At 56.9% G+C, this 14,846-nt stretch carries 13 protein-coding genes; 6 read left to right on the top strand and 7 right to left on the bottom strand.

Annotated features, from left to right (window positions below):
- Window positions 1–7 precede the first annotated feature (7 nt).
- The 5 genes from nqrE to Q1L34_RS21315 are packed head-to-tail and all read right to left on the bottom strand — an operon-like array spanning window position 8 to window position 4,614.
- A complete protein-coding gene (gene nqrE / locus Q1L34_RS21295) occupies window positions 8–604 on the bottom strand; it encodes an NADH:ubiquinone reductase (Na(+)-transporting) subunit E (protein ID WP_004858248.1) in 597 nt (198 codons plus the stop codon).
- Window positions 605–610: 6 nt separating this feature from the next.
- Window positions 611–1,249, bottom strand: a complete 639-nt coding sequence (locus Q1L34_RS21300; protein WP_004858245.1) for an NADH:ubiquinone reductase (Na(+)-transporting) subunit D — start codon at window positions 1,247–1,249, stop codon at window positions 611–613.
- A complete protein-coding gene (locus tag Q1L34_RS21305) occupies window positions 1,242–2,036 on the bottom strand; it encodes a Na(+)-translocating NADH-quinone reductase subunit C (protein WP_004858241.1) in 795 nt (264 codons plus the stop codon). The genes Q1L34_RS21300 and Q1L34_RS21305 overlap by 8 nt, the downstream gene beginning before the upstream one ends.
- Window positions 2,029–3,267, bottom strand: a complete 1,239-nt coding sequence (locus Q1L34_RS21310; RefSeq protein ID WP_004858236.1) for an NADH:ubiquinone reductase (Na(+)-transporting) subunit B — start codon at window positions 3,265–3,267, stop codon at window positions 2,029–2,031. Before Q1L34_RS21310 ends, Q1L34_RS21305 begins: the two co-directional genes overlap by 8 nt.
- 3 nt (window positions 3,268–3,270) lie before the next feature.
- A complete protein-coding gene (locus Q1L34_RS21315) occupies window positions 3,271–4,614 on the bottom strand; it encodes a Na(+)-translocating NADH-quinone reductase subunit A (RefSeq protein WP_327204275.1) in 1,344 nt (447 codons plus the stop codon).
- Between the two features lie 410 nt (window positions 4,615–5,024).
- Between Q1L34_RS21315 and dpaA the strand changes: the two genes are divergently transcribed.
- Complete coding sequence (gene dpaA / locus Q1L34_RS21320; protein WP_015585090.1) at window positions 5,025–5,765, top strand: peptidoglycan meso-diaminopimelic acid protein amidase; 741 nt, start codon at window positions 5,025–5,027, stop codon at window positions 5,763–5,765.
- On the opposite strand, the gene Q1L34_RS21325 is transcribed toward dpaA, so the two are convergent.
- Window positions 5,736–6,503: a class II glutamine amidotransferase gene (locus Q1L34_RS21325; protein ID WP_004858226.1), complete on the bottom strand. Its 768-nt coding sequence runs from the start codon at window positions 6,501–6,503 to the stop codon at window positions 5,736–5,738. The genes dpaA and Q1L34_RS21325 overlap by 30 nt on opposite strands.
- Window positions 6,504–6,610: 107 nt before the next feature.
- On the bottom strand, window positions 6,611–7,192 hold the full coding sequence (gene lpcA / locus Q1L34_RS21330; RefSeq protein WP_004099149.1) for a D-sedoheptulose 7-phosphate isomerase: 582 nt from the start codon (window positions 7,190–7,192) through the stop codon (window positions 6,611–6,613).
- Between the two features lie 238 nt (window positions 7,193–7,430).
- On the opposite strand from lpcA, the gene fadE reads away from it, so the two are divergent.
- The 5 genes from fadE (at window position 7,431) to Q1L34_RS21355 (ending at window position 14,838) form a co-directional block, all read left to right on the top strand.
- Window positions 7,431–9,875 (top strand): acyl-CoA dehydrogenase FadE, encoded by a 2,445-nt coding sequence (fadE, locus tag Q1L34_RS21335; protein WP_069476227.1) that lies wholly within the window; start codon window positions 7,431–7,433, stop codon window positions 9,873–9,875.
- Between the two features lie 183 nt (window positions 9,876–10,058).
- The gene (locus Q1L34_RS21340; RefSeq protein ID WP_015585091.1) at window positions 10,059–10,829 is read left to right on the top strand and encodes an amidohydrolase; all 771 of its coding nucleotides are present in this window, start codon (window positions 10,059–10,061) and stop codon (window positions 10,827–10,829) included.
- A 277-nt stretch (window positions 10,830–11,106) separates the two neighbouring features.
- A complete protein-coding gene (locus Q1L34_RS21345; protein WP_004858217.1) occupies window positions 11,107–12,234 on the top strand; it encodes an AI-2E family transporter in 1,128 nt (375 codons plus the stop codon).
- The gene (locus Q1L34_RS21350) at window positions 12,224–13,747 is read left to right on the top strand and encodes an efflux transporter outer membrane subunit (protein ID WP_088883426.1); all 1,524 of its coding nucleotides are present in this window, start codon (window positions 12,224–12,226) and stop codon (window positions 13,745–13,747) included. The genes Q1L34_RS21345 and Q1L34_RS21350 overlap by 11 nt, the downstream gene beginning before the upstream one ends.
- Window positions 13,744–14,838, top strand: coding sequence for an HlyD family secretion protein (locus Q1L34_RS21355; RefSeq protein WP_015585094.1), 1,095 nt, complete (start codon window positions 13,744–13,746; stop codon window positions 14,836–14,838). The genes Q1L34_RS21350 and Q1L34_RS21355 overlap by 4 nt, the downstream gene beginning before the upstream one ends.
- Window positions 14,839–14,846: the final 8 nt, after the last annotated feature.

Genomic DNA, 14,846 nt, shown 5'->3' on the forward strand with positions numbered 1-14,846 from the left:
TCCGCCCTTATAGCTGCACACCGGAGAATGACATAAAGCCCAGCGCCATCAGACCTGTGGTAATAAAGGTGATCCCTAACCCGCGCAGACCCGCGGGCACATTTGCGTATTTCATTTTTTCGCGGATGCCCGCCATCGCCACAATCGCCAGCATCCAGCCGATACCGGAGCCGAAGCCATACACGATGGATTCCGGGAAGTTATAGTCGCGCTGCACCATAAAGGAGACGCCGCCAAAAATGGCGCAGTTCACGGCAATAAGCGGCAGGAAGATCCCCAGTGCGTTGTACAGCGACGGGAAATACTTATCGAGGATCATCTCCAGAATCTGCACCAGCGCGGCGATCACCCCGATAAAGGTGATGAAGTTGAGGAAGCTCAAATCCACCCCGTCCACCAGCGCACCGTCGCGCAGTACGAGGTTATAAATCAGGTTGTTCACCGGCACGGAAATGCCGAGCACCACCGTCACCGCTACGCCAAGACCAAACGCCGTGGAGACTTTCTTCGACACCGCAAGAAACGTACACATGCCGAGGAAGAAGGCCAGCGCCATGTTTTCAACAAACACCGCGCGGACAAAAAGACTGAGGTAATGAGCCATACTCGGTTACTCCTTCTCCTGCTGTTCCGGCTTCCAGCTGCGCAGCGCCCAGATCAGCAGACCGATGATGAAAAACGCGCTCGGCGCGAGCAGGAACAGGCCGTTCGGCTGATACCAGCCGCCGTTCTGCACGGTTTGCAGCACGGTGACGCCAAACAGTTTGCCGCTGCCGATAAGCTCGCGCAGGAAACCGACAATCATCAGAATGGCGCCGTAGCCCAGACCGTTACCGATACCGTCCATAAAGCTCGCCAGCGGCGGCGACTTCATGGCATACGCTTCCGCGCGCCCCATCACGATACAGTTGGTGATGATAAGCCCGACGAACACCGACAGCTGTTTGGAGACTTCGTAGGCGTAGGCGCGCAGCAGCTGATCGACGACGATCACCAGCGAGGCGATGATCGCCATCTGCACGATAATGCGCACGCTGTTGGGAATATGGTGGCGGATCATCGAGATAAACATGCTGGAAAACGCCGTCACCAGCGTTACCGCGATAGTCATGACGAATGCGGTTTCCAGCTTGGTGGTCACCGCCAGCGCCGAACAGACCCCCAGCACCTGCAGGGCAATAGGGTTGTTGCTAATCAACGGCCCAACCAGCACCCGTTTTACTTCTTTCATCTCATCGAGCTCAGCCATTGTTCAGGCCTCCTTCACGAATCTGCTTGAGGAACGGACCAAAGCCCTGCTCCCCCATCCAGAAATCAAAACTGTGCTGCACGCCGTTGGACGTGAGCGTTGCGCCGGAAAGGCCGTCAACCGCGTAGTCATCACCCTGACGCGCACCGCCTTTCACCACTTTCAGCGCCGGCATGCCGCTGTCGTCGAGCACTTTTTTGCCGATGAACTGTTTACGCCAGGCGGGGTTTTCCACTTCGCCGCCAAGGCCCGGCGTTTCGCCCTGATCGTAATAGGTGATGCCTTTCACGGTACGGCCATCGGTATCAAGCGCCACAAAGGCGTACATCATCGACCACAGGCCGTTGCCGTAAATCGGCAGCACCACTTCCTGAACCTTTTTCTGCTCGTCTTTCACGAGGTAGATTTCCACCACGTTAGTACGACGCTTGATGCCCGCCGGATCCTGGCTGGCCTCCAGCACGGTACTTTGCTCAGGATCTTTCAGCGCCAGCCCCTGATTAAAGGAGTCCGGATCTTTTTCCAGCAGTTCGCCGCTTTTCAAATCCAGCAGCCGCGGGCTGATGCGCTCGGCAAACACCGAGGCAATCTCCTCCTGCTTCATGTCCGGCTGCATAAGCCCGGCAACGGAGAGAATGTTACGCTGTTTATCGAGCGCTTTTTGCTCCTGCTGGCGCGGCTTCAGCCCCACCGCAGAACCGGCAACAATGACCGAGCAGACCAGGCAAAGCACCAGCACCACCAGCAGCGTTTTGCCGATGCTATCGTTACTTTTTTTCTCAGCCACGCGACTTCCTCCGCTTGATATTGGCCTGCACCACCAGGTAATCGAACAGTGGCGCAAAGAGGTTGGCAAACAGAATGGCCAGCATCATCCCTTCCGGATAGGCCGGGTTCACCACGCGGATCAGCACGCACATCGCGCCAATCAGCGCACCGTATGCCCACTTTCCTTTGTCGGTGAACGACGCCGACACCGGGTCGGTCGCCATAAACATCATGCCAAAGGCAAAACCGCCGAGCACCAGATGCCAGTACCACGGCATGGCAAACATCGGGTTGGTATCAGAGCCAACAAAGTTAAACAGCGTTGCCGTGGCAATCATGCCAATCATCACCCCGGCGACAATGCGCCAGGAGGCGACGCGACCGAAAATGATGATGGCGCCGCCAAGCAGAATCATCAGCGTCGAGACCTCGCCGATGGAGCCGGGAATATTGCCGAGGAAGGCATCCATCCAGCTGACCGGCTGGCCGCTGGTGACATTCACCAGCGCTTCACCGCCGCGGCTCGCCCACTGAGAAAGCGGCGTTGCGCCGGAGAAACCGTCCGCCGCCGTCCACACCAGATCGCCGGAAATTTGCGCCGGATAGGCGAAGAACAGAAATGCACGCCCGGCCAGCGCCGGGTTGAGGAAGTTACGCCCGGTGCCGCCGAAGATCTCTTTGCCAATCACCACGCCAAAACTGATGCCCAGCGCCGCCTGCCATAACGGCAGCGTCGGCGGCACAATCAGCGCGAACAGAATGGAGGTAACAAAAAAGCCTTCGTTGATTTCGTGTTTGCGCACGATGGCGAACAGCACTTCCCAAAAGCCGCCGACGATAAACACGGTGAGATAAATGGGCAGGAAGAACACTGCGCCCAGCCCCATCATGCTCAGCCAGCCCGCATCCGGGCCAAAGTTCACCCCCAGCCACTGCGCCACGCTATAGTGCCAGTGGCTGGCGATCACCTGCTGCAGCTGCTCCGCGCCGTAGAGTTTGTGTAGCGCCGGGATAGTTTGCAGCCCGACGTTGTACATGCCCCAGAACATCGCCGGGAACACCGCCAGCCACACCAGGATCATCATCCGCTTGAGGTCGATGGCATCACGGACGTGAGAGGCCCCTTTCGTCACCTGACCCGGGGTATAGAAAATAGTCGCCGCCGCCTCATACAACGGGTAGTACTTTTCCAGTTTGCCGCCGTGGGTGAAGTGCGGCTCAATTTTTTCCAGCAGATTTTTCAAACCCATCACTTATCCTTCCTGCTCAATGCGGGTTAAGACGTCACGCAGCAGCGGGCCGTATTCATATTTTGCCGGGCAGACGTAGGTGCAGAGCGCTAAATCTTCTTCATCCAGCTCCAGGCAGCCCAGCGCCTGCGCGCTGTCGGTGTCTCCCGCCAGCAAATCCCGCAGCAGATGCGTCGGCAGAATATCCAGCGGCATCACGCGCTCGTAGTTGCCGATGGGAACCATCGCACGCTCGCCGCCGTTGGTATCCGTTGAGAAACTGAACAGTTTGTGTTTGAGAAAATGTCCGAGCGTGGTGCGGGTAATCGAAAATTTGTCTTTGCCCGGCATCACCCAACCAAACAGCTCCTTCTCACGCCCTTCCTTCACGACGCTCACCTGCAGGTGATAGCGACCAAGGAACGCATACGGCCCCTGGGCGTGGGTACCGCTCAGCACCGAGCCGGAAATGACCCGGTTTTCCCCCGCCAGCAGCTCACCGGCCAGCAGTTCATCAAGACTGGCGCCGCAGCAGGTTTCGATCAGCCGCGGCTCTTTGACCTGCGGGCCCCCGAGCGCAATCACGCGTTTGCTGTAAAGTTCCCCGTCGAGAAACAGCCGGCCGATGGCGATAACATCTTGATAGTTAAGGTGCCAGACCTGTTTATTCAGGCTGACGGGCTCAAGGAAATGGATATGGGTGCCTGCCAGCCCGGCCGGATGCGGCCCGGCGAACTGGTTAAAGGTCACCTGCCCTGCGGGGTGGCCACCGAGCTTGCCGCCGCTGGCCTGGCAGACATGCACTTTGCCATCCGTCAGGCTGGTGAGCACGGTGAGTCCCGCATCGAAGGCCTCGCGGTGGGCCAGAATAATCGGTTGCGGATCTGCCGCCAGCGGGTTGGTATCAATAGCGGTCACGAAAATCGCCGCCGGTACGCTCCCCGGCACCGGCGTTTTACTAAACGGACGAGTGCGGAATGCCGTCCATTGGCCGGAAGTCAGCAGCAGCTGCTGCACAGTTTCCCGCGCCAATCCAGCCAGGTCGCCCGGTGCATAGCGGGGGAAGGAGACGGCCTCATCGCCGTCGACATCGATAACAATGGATTGCAGAACCCGACGTTCGCCGCGATGGATGGCGCCAATCACCCCAGCCGCAGGTGCGGTAAAGCAGACGCCGGGGTTCTTTTTGTCTTCGAAGAGGATCTGCCCTTTTTGTACCCGGTCACCTTCGCGCACCGCCATTGAGGGGCGCATACCGACGTACTCCTCGCCCAGCAGCGCGACGCGTTTGACGGCAACCTGAGAAGTTTTCTGCTGTGATGGCATGCCAGCTATGGGCAGATTCAGCCCTTTCGTGATTTTAATCATATCGTTAGCAGGTATCCGTAACTTAAACCTCGATATCAGACCGAGGCCAGCAACATTGATGGGAAATCAGAGAAAAGGAAAAGCTGAGTCCTGGCGGTTCACAAGACGGGAGAGAAGCATCCTTTCTTACCCTGATCGTTAAGCGGCGCAAGTGTAACATTTCGTGAGCGGCGTCAGTAGATAAACCACGATTAACTACCTATAAAATGAGATCTATTGCGCAAAGTTCTGACTGCGCTTTGACGTCGGATTCGCTATAAAGGACAACTAAATTGTAAACGCGGTAAGGCCGCGCTTGCGAAAAAATGCCGTGATGCTAATGTGAGCGCTCTAAATCCAGAAAAGTCTGATTTCGGGTATCTCTTGCCGTCCTGGCAATGTGGTTTTTGATTTATCAAGGAACAAGCAGTATGCGCAAAATCGCATTATTTATTGCGATGCTTCTGTTGCCGTGCGTTTCATTTGCTGGGTTACTCAGCAATAGCGGCTCGACGACGCCGGTTAGCAAAGAATACAAGCAACAATTAATGGGTTCCCCGGTTTACATTGAGATCTTCAAAGAAGAGCGTACGCTCGATCTCTACGTCAAAATGGGCGAAACCTACCAGCTACTCGACAGCTACCGGATCTGTAACTATTCCGGCGGTCTGGGGCCGAAGCAGCGTCAGGGCGACTTCAAAAGTCCGGAAGGGTTTTATAGCGTGACGCGCAATCAGCTCAAGCCTGACAGCCGTTTCTATAAAGCCATTAATATCGGCTTCCCGAACGCCTACGATCGCGCCCATGGTTATGAAGGTAAATACCTGATGATTCACGGTGCCTGCGTATCCATCGGCTGCTACGCGATGACCGATACCGGCATTGATGAGATTTTCCAGTTTGTAACCGGCGCGCTCGTGTTCGGCCAGTCCAGCGTGCAGGTCAGCATTTATCCTTTCCGCATGACCAATGCCAATATGGAACGCCACAAATACTCCTACTATGCGGATTTCTGGAAACAGCTGAAGCCAGGCTACGACTATTTCCAGCAAACCCATAAGCCGCCGGTTATCTCAGTGGCCGATGGCCGCTATATCGTCAGCAAGCCGCTCAGTCATGAAGTTATCCAGCCGCAGCTGGCTTCAAACTACACGGTCCCCGAGGCAAAATAACGCCCACTCGCCTGGCATGATTTTATGCCAGGTCTCGTTGCCGGTCAGCGGCTGAGTGGCGATAACGGTGACCACATCGTTAGGTGTGGTCTCCCGTTGAAAATCGATTTCTACGTCCTGATCCAGTAACGTTGCCACGCCAAACGGCGCCCGCCGCGTAATCCAGTGCAGATTCGTCGAGCAAAACGCCATCACGTAACGCCCGTCCGACAACAGCATATTAAAGACGCCTTTTTCCCGTAGCGAGCCCGCGAGGGTGGCGATAAAGCTGAACACTTCAACCATATCGTCCGGCGTCCCCGAATAGCGCTCGGTCAGGCAGTGCAGCAGCCAGCAGAAGGCTTTTTCGCTGTCGGTCTCGCCGATCGGCTGGAGATTTCCGGTATCCAGGGACTCATAGCCCTCTAACTGGCCGTTATGAGCATAGGTCCAGTTGCGTCCCCACAGCTCGCGGGTAAAGGGATGGGTGTTTTCCAGCGCAACGATACCGCGGTTAGCCTGGCGAATATGGGCGATGACCGAGCACGATTTGATGGGATAGTCCTGTACCAGTTTCGCAATCGGCGACTGGAAGCTGGGCTGCGGATCTTTAAATGTGCGACAGCCTTTACCTTCATAAAAGGTAATACCCCAGCCATCTTTATGCGGGCCGGTGCCTCCACCGCGCTGAACCAGCCCGGTAAAGCTAAAACAAATATCTGTTGGCACATTCGCGCTCATCCCGAGCAATTCGCACATACATCACCTCTTCGCACTTTCAGGCAGTGCCGGGTGGCGCGCAGCTTACCCGGCCGACAACTCAGCCCGCAGGTCGGGCAAACACAGTGCCGCCCGACACCATGTCATCAGGCCTTAACCATCTCTTTTTCGATCAGCATAATCAGAATATGAATCACTTTAATGTGAATTTCCTGAATACGATCGGCATAACCAAAATGCGGCACGCGAATTTCAACATCGGCGGAACCGGCCATTTTACCGCCATCTTTGCCGGTCAGCGTGATGACCTTCATCCCCTGCGCGCGGGCAGCCTCAATCGCCTTAATCACGTTGCCGGAGTTGCCGGAGGTGGAGATACCCAGCAGCACATCGCCAGCGCGACCCACGGACTCGACGTAGCGGGAGAAGACGTACTCATAGCCAAAATCGTTACTGACGCAGGACAGGTGGCTGACGTCTGAAATCGCAATCGCCGGATAGCCGGGGCGATTTTCACGATAGCGCCCGGTCAGTTCTTCTGCAAAGTGCATCGCATCGCAGTGGGAACCGCCGTTACCGCAGGAGAGGACTTTACCACCGGCCTTAAAGCTATCAGCCAGCAGCACCGCGGCACGCTGAATCGCGTGAATATTGGCTTCGTCCTGCAGAAAGTTAGCCAGCGTTTCCGCCGCTTCGTTCAGTTCGTTACGAATAAGATCCTGGTACATGAGGATAATCCTTCAGTATGGTTGGAATAACCCTGGCAGTGTACCGGATAGGCGCCGAAGCGAGAAGAAGCAGCCGACGTTATCCGCCGTGGTTTTGATTTTACGTGCCGCATTTACGTACAACAATGTGAGCAAGGTTGTAATTATTTTGTAAACACATTGCTAAAGCCAATAACATCCACTACAACCATATCATCACAAGTGGTCAGACCTCCTACAAGACAGGGAGCATTTCTCTATGATGATTTTGAGTATTGTTGCAACCGTTGTTTTACTCGGTGCGCTCTTCTATCACCGAATTAATCTCCTGCTGAGCAGCGTGATTTTGCTCGTCTGGACCGCGGCGCTCAGCGTTGCCGGGCTGTGGAATATCTGGCTGCTGCTGCCGCTGGCGATTATTCTGCTGCCGTTCAACTTTGCGCCGATGCGCAAGTCAATTTTCTCGGCACCGGCATTCCGCGCATTCCGTAAGGTGATGCCGCCGATGTCGCGTACCGAAAAAGAGGCCATCGATGCGGGCACGACCTGGTGGGAAGGCGACCTGTTTCGCGGGACGCCAGACTGGCAGAAACTGCACAACTATCCGCAGCCGCGCCTGACCGCCGAAGAACAGGCGTTCATCGACGGGCCGGTAGAAGAAGCCTGTCGCATGGCGAACGATTTTGAAATCACCCATGAAATGGCCGATCTGCCGCCGGCGCTGTGGGCCTACCTGAAAGAGCATCGTTTCTTTGCGATGATCATTAAGAAAGAGTACGGCGGCCTGGAGTTCTCCGCTTACGCTCAGTCACGGGTGCTGCAAAAGCTCTCCGGCGTTTCCGGTATCCTGGCGATTACCGTCGGCGTGCCGAACTCCTTAGGCCCGGGCGAACTGCTGCAACATTACGGTACTGAAGAGCAGAAAAACCACTATCTGCCGCGCCTGGCGCGTGGTCAGGAAATTCCGTGCTTTGCGCTGACCAGTCCGGAAGCGGGCTCTGACGCCGGCGCCATCCCGGACAGCGGCGTCGTCTGCATGGGCGAATGGCAAGGCGAGCAGGTACTGGGCATGCGCCTGACCTGGAATAAGCGTTATATCACCCTCGCCCCTATCGCGACCGTATTGGGCCTGGCTTTTAAACTCTCCGATCCCGACCGTCTGCTGGGCGGCGAAGAAGATCTGGGCATCACCTGTGCGCTGATCCCGACCAGCACCCCGGGCGTCGAAATTGGCCGTCGCCACTTCCCGCTGAACGTGCCGTTCCAGAATGGTCCGACCCAGGGGAAAGATATTTTCGTGCCGATCGATTACATCATCGGCGGCCCGTCGATGGCCGGCCAGGGCTGGCGGATGCTGGTGGAATGCCTGTCCGTAGGACGCGGCATCACCCTGCCGTCTAATGCCACCGGCGGACTGAAATCCGTGGCGATGGCGACCGGCGCCTATGCCCATATTCGTCGCCAGTTCAAAATCTCCATCGGTAAAATGGAAGGCATCGAAGAGCCTCTGGCGCGTATTGCCGGTAACGCATACGTGATGGATGCCGCCGCTTCGCTGATTACCTACGGCATCATGCTGGGAGAGAAACCGGCGGTGCTGTCGGCTATCGTCAAGTACCACTGCACCCATCGCGGACAGCGCTCAATCATTGACGCCATGGATATCACCGGCGGAAAAGGCATCATGCTGGGCGAAGGTAACTTCCTCGCCCGCGCCTATCAAGGGGCACCAATCGCTATCACCGTCGAAGGGGCCAATATCCTGACCCGTAGCATGATGATCTTTGGTCAAGGGGCGATTCGCTGCCATCCGTACGTACTGGATGAAATGGCCGCCGCGCAAAGCAACGATGTTAACGCTTTCGACAAACTGCTGTTTAAACACATTGGTCACGTCGGCAGTAACAAAGTCCGCAGCTTCTGGCTGGGCCTGACCCGCGGGCTGACAAGCAGCACGCCGACCCGTGATGGCACTCGTCGCTACTACCAGCACATGAACCGTCTGAGCGCGAACCTGGCGCTGCTGTCCGACGTCTCCATGGCGGTGCTGGGCGGCAGCCTGAAGCGTCGCGAGCGCATCTCCGCGCGTCTCGGCGATGTCCTGAGCCAGCTCTATCTCGCCTCTGCGGTGCTGAAACGCTATGACGATGAAGGGCGCAATGAAGCCGACCTCCCGCTGGTCCATTGGGGCGTCCAGGATGCGCTGTATCAGGCAGAACAGGCGATTGACGATCTGCTGAAGAACTTCCCGAACCGTTTTGTCGCGGGCGCCCTGCGCATTGCTATCTTCCCGACCGGCCGTCACTACAACGCGCCGTCCGATAAGCTGGATCATAAGGTGGCAAAAATCCTGCAGGTTCCGAGCGCGACGCGTTCACGTATCGGTCGCGGCCAGTATCTGACCCCGAGTGAACATAACCCGGTCGGTCTGCTGGAAGAGGCCCTGCTCGATGTCATGGCCGCCGATCCGATTCATCAGCGTATCTGCAAAGAGCTGGGTAAAAACCTGCCGTTTACCCGTCTGGATGAACTGGCCCGCAACGCGCTGGCAAAAGGTTTAATCAATCAGGATGAAGCCGATATTCTGACCCGTGCGGAAACCAGCCGTCTGCGCAGCATTAACGTTGACGATTTCGCAGCCGATGAGCTGGCGACCAAACCGGTAAAGCTCCCGGAGAAAGTCCGCAAGGTTGAAGCCGCATAAAACAATAACAGTTACCACATCACGACCAGGGCGGGGAATTTCCCCGCCTTTCTTTTTTACCCGGCGACCGACATTCAGCTGTCTGCGTTATCATTTTTTTAACAACATATTCCGCTCAGCAGCGAGAGACTGATATGGTGTTAAAATTACCCTGATGCTCTCATGATGATGGAGTTCAACACTGTGCCTGGTTTGAAAATTACGTTGTTGCAACAACCCCTGGTGTGGATGGATGGTCCCGCCAACCTGCGTCACTTCGATCGTCAACTGGAAGGCATTACCGGACGTGACGTCATAGTCTTGCCGGAAATGTTCACGACCGGATTCGCTATGGAGGCCGCAAAGCAGTCGATGTCAGCCGAAAACGTCATTGACTGGATGCAGAGTAAAGCGGTGCAAACAAATGCCCTGATTGCCGGCAGCGCGGCGCTGCAAACCGATCGCGGGCCGGTTAACCGCTTCTTGCTGGTCGAGCCCGATGGCACAACCCACTTCTATGACAAGCGCCATCTGTTCCGCATGGCCGAAGAACATCATCATTATGAGGCGGGTAACGAACGGGTTGTTTTTGAGTGGCGCGGCTGGCGAATTCTGCCGCTGGTGTGTTATGACCTGCGCTTCCCGGTGTGGTCACGTAACCATAACGACTACGATTTAGCGCTCTATGTGGCCAACTGGCCTGCCCCACGCTCACTTCACTGGCAGTCCCTGCTGGTGGCTCGCGCCATCGAGAATCTGGCCTATGTTGCCGGCTGTAACCGCGTCGGCACCGATGGCAACGGCCATCATTACCGCGGCGATAGCCGCATTATCAGCCCGCAGGGAGAAATTCTGGCAACGGCAGAACCCCATCAGGCAACGCGTCTGGATGCAGAGCTGTCGATGACGGCGCTCAAAGAGTATCGTGAGAAGTTTCCGGCCTGGCAGGATGCCGATCCGTTCACCCTGAACTGATCGTCTTCTCTCCCCTCGTTAACCGAGGGGACCCCGTTTTATACCTCGCCGCCGCCTCTTTTTCCCCCACCAGCCCGCAGAATAAGCGGGAGAAATAATATTTTTCCGGCGGGATTATTTCTGTTCTACACTCATTAAGTGGATAAAATTCAACAAGAACGAGCTTCATTTTCAAATAACTTTCAGCTTTTTTAAAACGATTCCATCTCGGTCCTGGTCCGGTTTTATTACCCGACCGGTACGGTTGTGCGCGCATTCTCAGCGAGAACAAACCATCATGGAAAATAATAATCTGCTTGTTGTTGAAAAAAGACTGGTTGCCCGTTTTCTGGATATGTTCATTCGCTTTGGACTTATCCTGGCATTAGCCTCTTTCTGCTATACCGTGTTTTCTCCGTTTCTTAATATGATGCTGTGGGCCGTTATCCTGGCCGTCACCCTCTACCCTCTCCATCAGTATTTTGCGACCAGGCTGGGAGGAAAACAGGGCTGGTCCTCAACCCTGATAGTCCTGCTCGGCATTGTGCTGATCGTGGTCCCCACGGTGCTGATGATTAGCTCTCTCGGCGAAAGCGTCAGCGTGATGATTGATAAGCTCAGCGGTCGTGCTTTCGTCATTCCGCCGCCATCAGCACATATCGCCACCATTCCCATCGTCGGAGAAAAAATTAGCGTCCTGTGGTTAAAAGCGTCCAACGATTTACCGGGGCTGATTAGCAACTATCGCACTCAGATAGGAGACATCGCGAAAGCTACCCTCGGCATTCTTGCCAGTATGGGCGGTGGATTGCTTGGTTTTATCCTCTCCTTCATCGTGGCGGGGATTATCATGACCTGGGGCGCCGCCGGGGCAGACAGCGCCCGGCGCATTGCCATCCGCCTGACGGATGAGAACAAAGGACAATCTTTGGTGAAACTGTGCACCAGCACGATCCGTGCGGTGGCGCAGGGCGTTATCGGCGTCGCGCTTATTCAGGCGCTGCTGGTGGGCGTCATTATGATCGTGGCAGGTATTCCGGCCGTGGGGATCTTCTTTATTCTGGCGCTGATCCTCGGGATCGCGCAGATTCCGGTGATTCTGGTGACCGCACCGGCGATTGCGTTGATGTGGAGCCTCGGCGATCACGGAACGGCTATGAATATCGTCTATACGATCTTGCTGATTGTGGCCGGTATGGCTGACAACGTGCTCAAACCGCTAATGCTCGGGCGCGGTGTCGATGCGCCTATGCCTGTGGTACTGCTTGGTGCATTAGGCGGCATGGCGGCCAGCGGTATTCTCGGTATGTTTATCGGCGCGACCCTACTCTCTATCGGCTATCGTATCTTCATGTCGTGGGTCAACGATGGGCAGGTCGGCGATGGCCAGACTCCCGTCGTTCCGGACGACAAAGATGCTCAATGAGCACCGTGCCTGGCGTCTCCTGTTCACCGCTGGCGCCGGCCTTGTTCTCACCGCATGCACGACGCTGGGGCCAGACTATCATCCGCCGAAAACGCCGGAGCTAAGCCACTGGCAACCGGCTACGCAGCGGATGGCTTCCCGGTCGACGCCTGCCGATTACGCGCGGTGGTGGACGCAGCTTAACGATCCGACCTTAACGGCGCTGATTAACGAAGCGCTGCGAAAAAATCCGGATGTCAAAATCGCCGGTTTGCGTCTGCTGGAATCCCGGGCGCAGCTGGGGATCGCCGAGAGTTTACTGGGACCGCAGGCGACGATCGGCAGCGGCGATCTGCTGCGCACCGGCCAGCAACGTTCGGGAAACTATAGCTCAGGGACCCGCTACAGCGCCGGGGTCAATCTGGGATGGGAGATCGATTTCTGGGGTAAGTTTCAGCGCGGCGTCGAATCCGCCGATGCCAGCTATTTCGCCACGCTAGCGCAGTACGATGATATTCAGGTGCTGATGGCAGCCGAGGTGGCGCAGTGGTACGTCAATATCCGCATGCTGGAAGCCCGCCTGCAAATTACCCGCGGCAATGCGAAGATTCAGCAACGTAGCCTGCAGATCACCGAGCGGTTATTCCTCAGCGGCAACAGCGCAGAGCTGGACGTTCAGCAGGCAAAAACCCAGTACCTCTCCACGCTTTCGACGATCCCCCAACTGGAAACCAGCCTCGCACAGAGCCAGAATGCCCTGAGCGCGCTGCTGGCACGCAAACCCGGCCCCCTGCCGGAAATGGCGAGCCAGACCGGCGATATCCCGTCAGGCGAACTCTCATTAGTGTCTGAACTTCCGGCCAACCTTCTGCGCCGGCGGCCCGACGTCAGGGCTGCTGAACGACAGATGGCCGCACAGTCGGCGCTTATCGGCGTGGCGGAGAGCGAGCTCTACCCGTCCATCTCACTGATCGGCAGCGTCGGAATAAGCGGCAGGAGCGAGAGTAATGGCACGCTCAGCTGGGCGGCGGGCCCGACGTTTAGCTGGAATCTGCTGGATCAGGGGCGGCTCGGGAATCAGGTTCTGGTTCAGGATGCCCGTTTTCTCCAGCTTCACGAACACTATCGCGATACCGTCTTTCAGGCCGCGCGTGAAGTCGACGATGCGGCCATCGCCTACGCCAATGATAAAGATGAAATTGTGTTGCTGACCCAAACGGGTAAGGCCGCCAGCCGCTCCCTCGAAATAGCCAACACACAGTATCGTGAGGGAATGGCTGACTTTCAGCGCGTCCTTGACTCACAGCGGGCGCTGTTCAACCAACAAGAACGGTTGGTCAGCAGCCGCGGTGCGGCGATGCGCGATCTGATCGCGCTTTATAAAGCGCTGGGCGGCGGCTGGGAAAGTGGCCGAACACGCCCGCTGGTCGATGCTGCGACGGAATCGCACCTACGCCAGCGTGATAACTGGCTGCCGCTGCTGAATACCCCGCTTCCTTCCGCCACATCCCCTTCAGAAGGACCTTCGCCATGAATGCCTCCTCCCCTTCACCAGGACAAGCCAGCCGTCGTACGGCCATCGGCCTGGTGGTGCTGATTGTACTGCTGATCTGCTTGTATTTAGTCACGGACAGAGTGACGCCCTATACCTCGCAGGCCAGGGTACAGGCCTTCGTCATTCCGGTCGCAGCGGAAGTAACCGGGCAAATAAAGAAGGTATATGTTCGTGACAATCAGCGTGTCGCTATGGGCGAACCGCTGTTTGAGCTGGATCCGGAACCTTATGATATCGCCCTGGCGCGCGCACGTTCGGATTATGCCACGGTGCTCAGCGCCGTGAAGGCCAACGGTGAAAGCGTGGTGGCGGCAAAGGCTGGCCTGCAGGCCGCCGCCACCGCTTACCAGAATGCCGCGAAAGATGCCGAGCGCCAGGAGCGGCTCTATCGTGAAGATCCCGGTACTATTTCCGTCCGGCGTCTGGAGATTGCCCAGGCCACCCGGGAAACCGCCCGTAGTCAGATGGCCGCCGCCGCCGCCGACGTGCGTCGTGCCATCGAAGCCGCCGGTGCAGCCGGCGACAATAATTCTCAGCTGTTAAGCGCCCGGGCCGCGGTGCGCAAAGCCGAACTGGACCGCAGTAAAAGCACCGTGATTGCCGGCAGCCGCGGGCTGATTACCGATTTACGCACCGAAGTTGGCCAGTTTGTTGGCGCGGGCGCCCCGGTGATGACATTGATTGCCCTGAACGATGTCTGGATCAACGCAGACATGACCGAAAATAACCTCGGTCGTATCCGGCCGGGTAATAAGGTGGCAATTCTTCTCGACAGCATGCCGGGACACATTTTTAGCGGCCAGGTACTCAGCATCGGCTATGGTATCAACGCATCGCAACCCCCGCCGGCCGGCGGCCTCCCTACCGTGGATAACAATCGTGACTGGCTCCGTCAGGCCCAGCGCTTCCCGGTTAAAATCGCCTTTGCAAGAGATGATGCCCCGCCGCCCACCAGCCTGCGGGTTGGCGGGCAGGCGGATGTGCTGGTTTATACCAGCGGCAGTAGCCTGCTGAACGTTGCGGGCTACCTGTATATCCGAGTCATGAGCCTGTTCTCCTGGCTCTATTAGGAGACCTG

It is taken from the genome of Klebsiella ornithinolytica, assembly GCF_030505655.1.
Classification (GTDB): Bacteria; Pseudomonadota; Gammaproteobacteria; order Enterobacterales; family Enterobacteriaceae; genus Klebsiella; species Klebsiella ornithinolytica.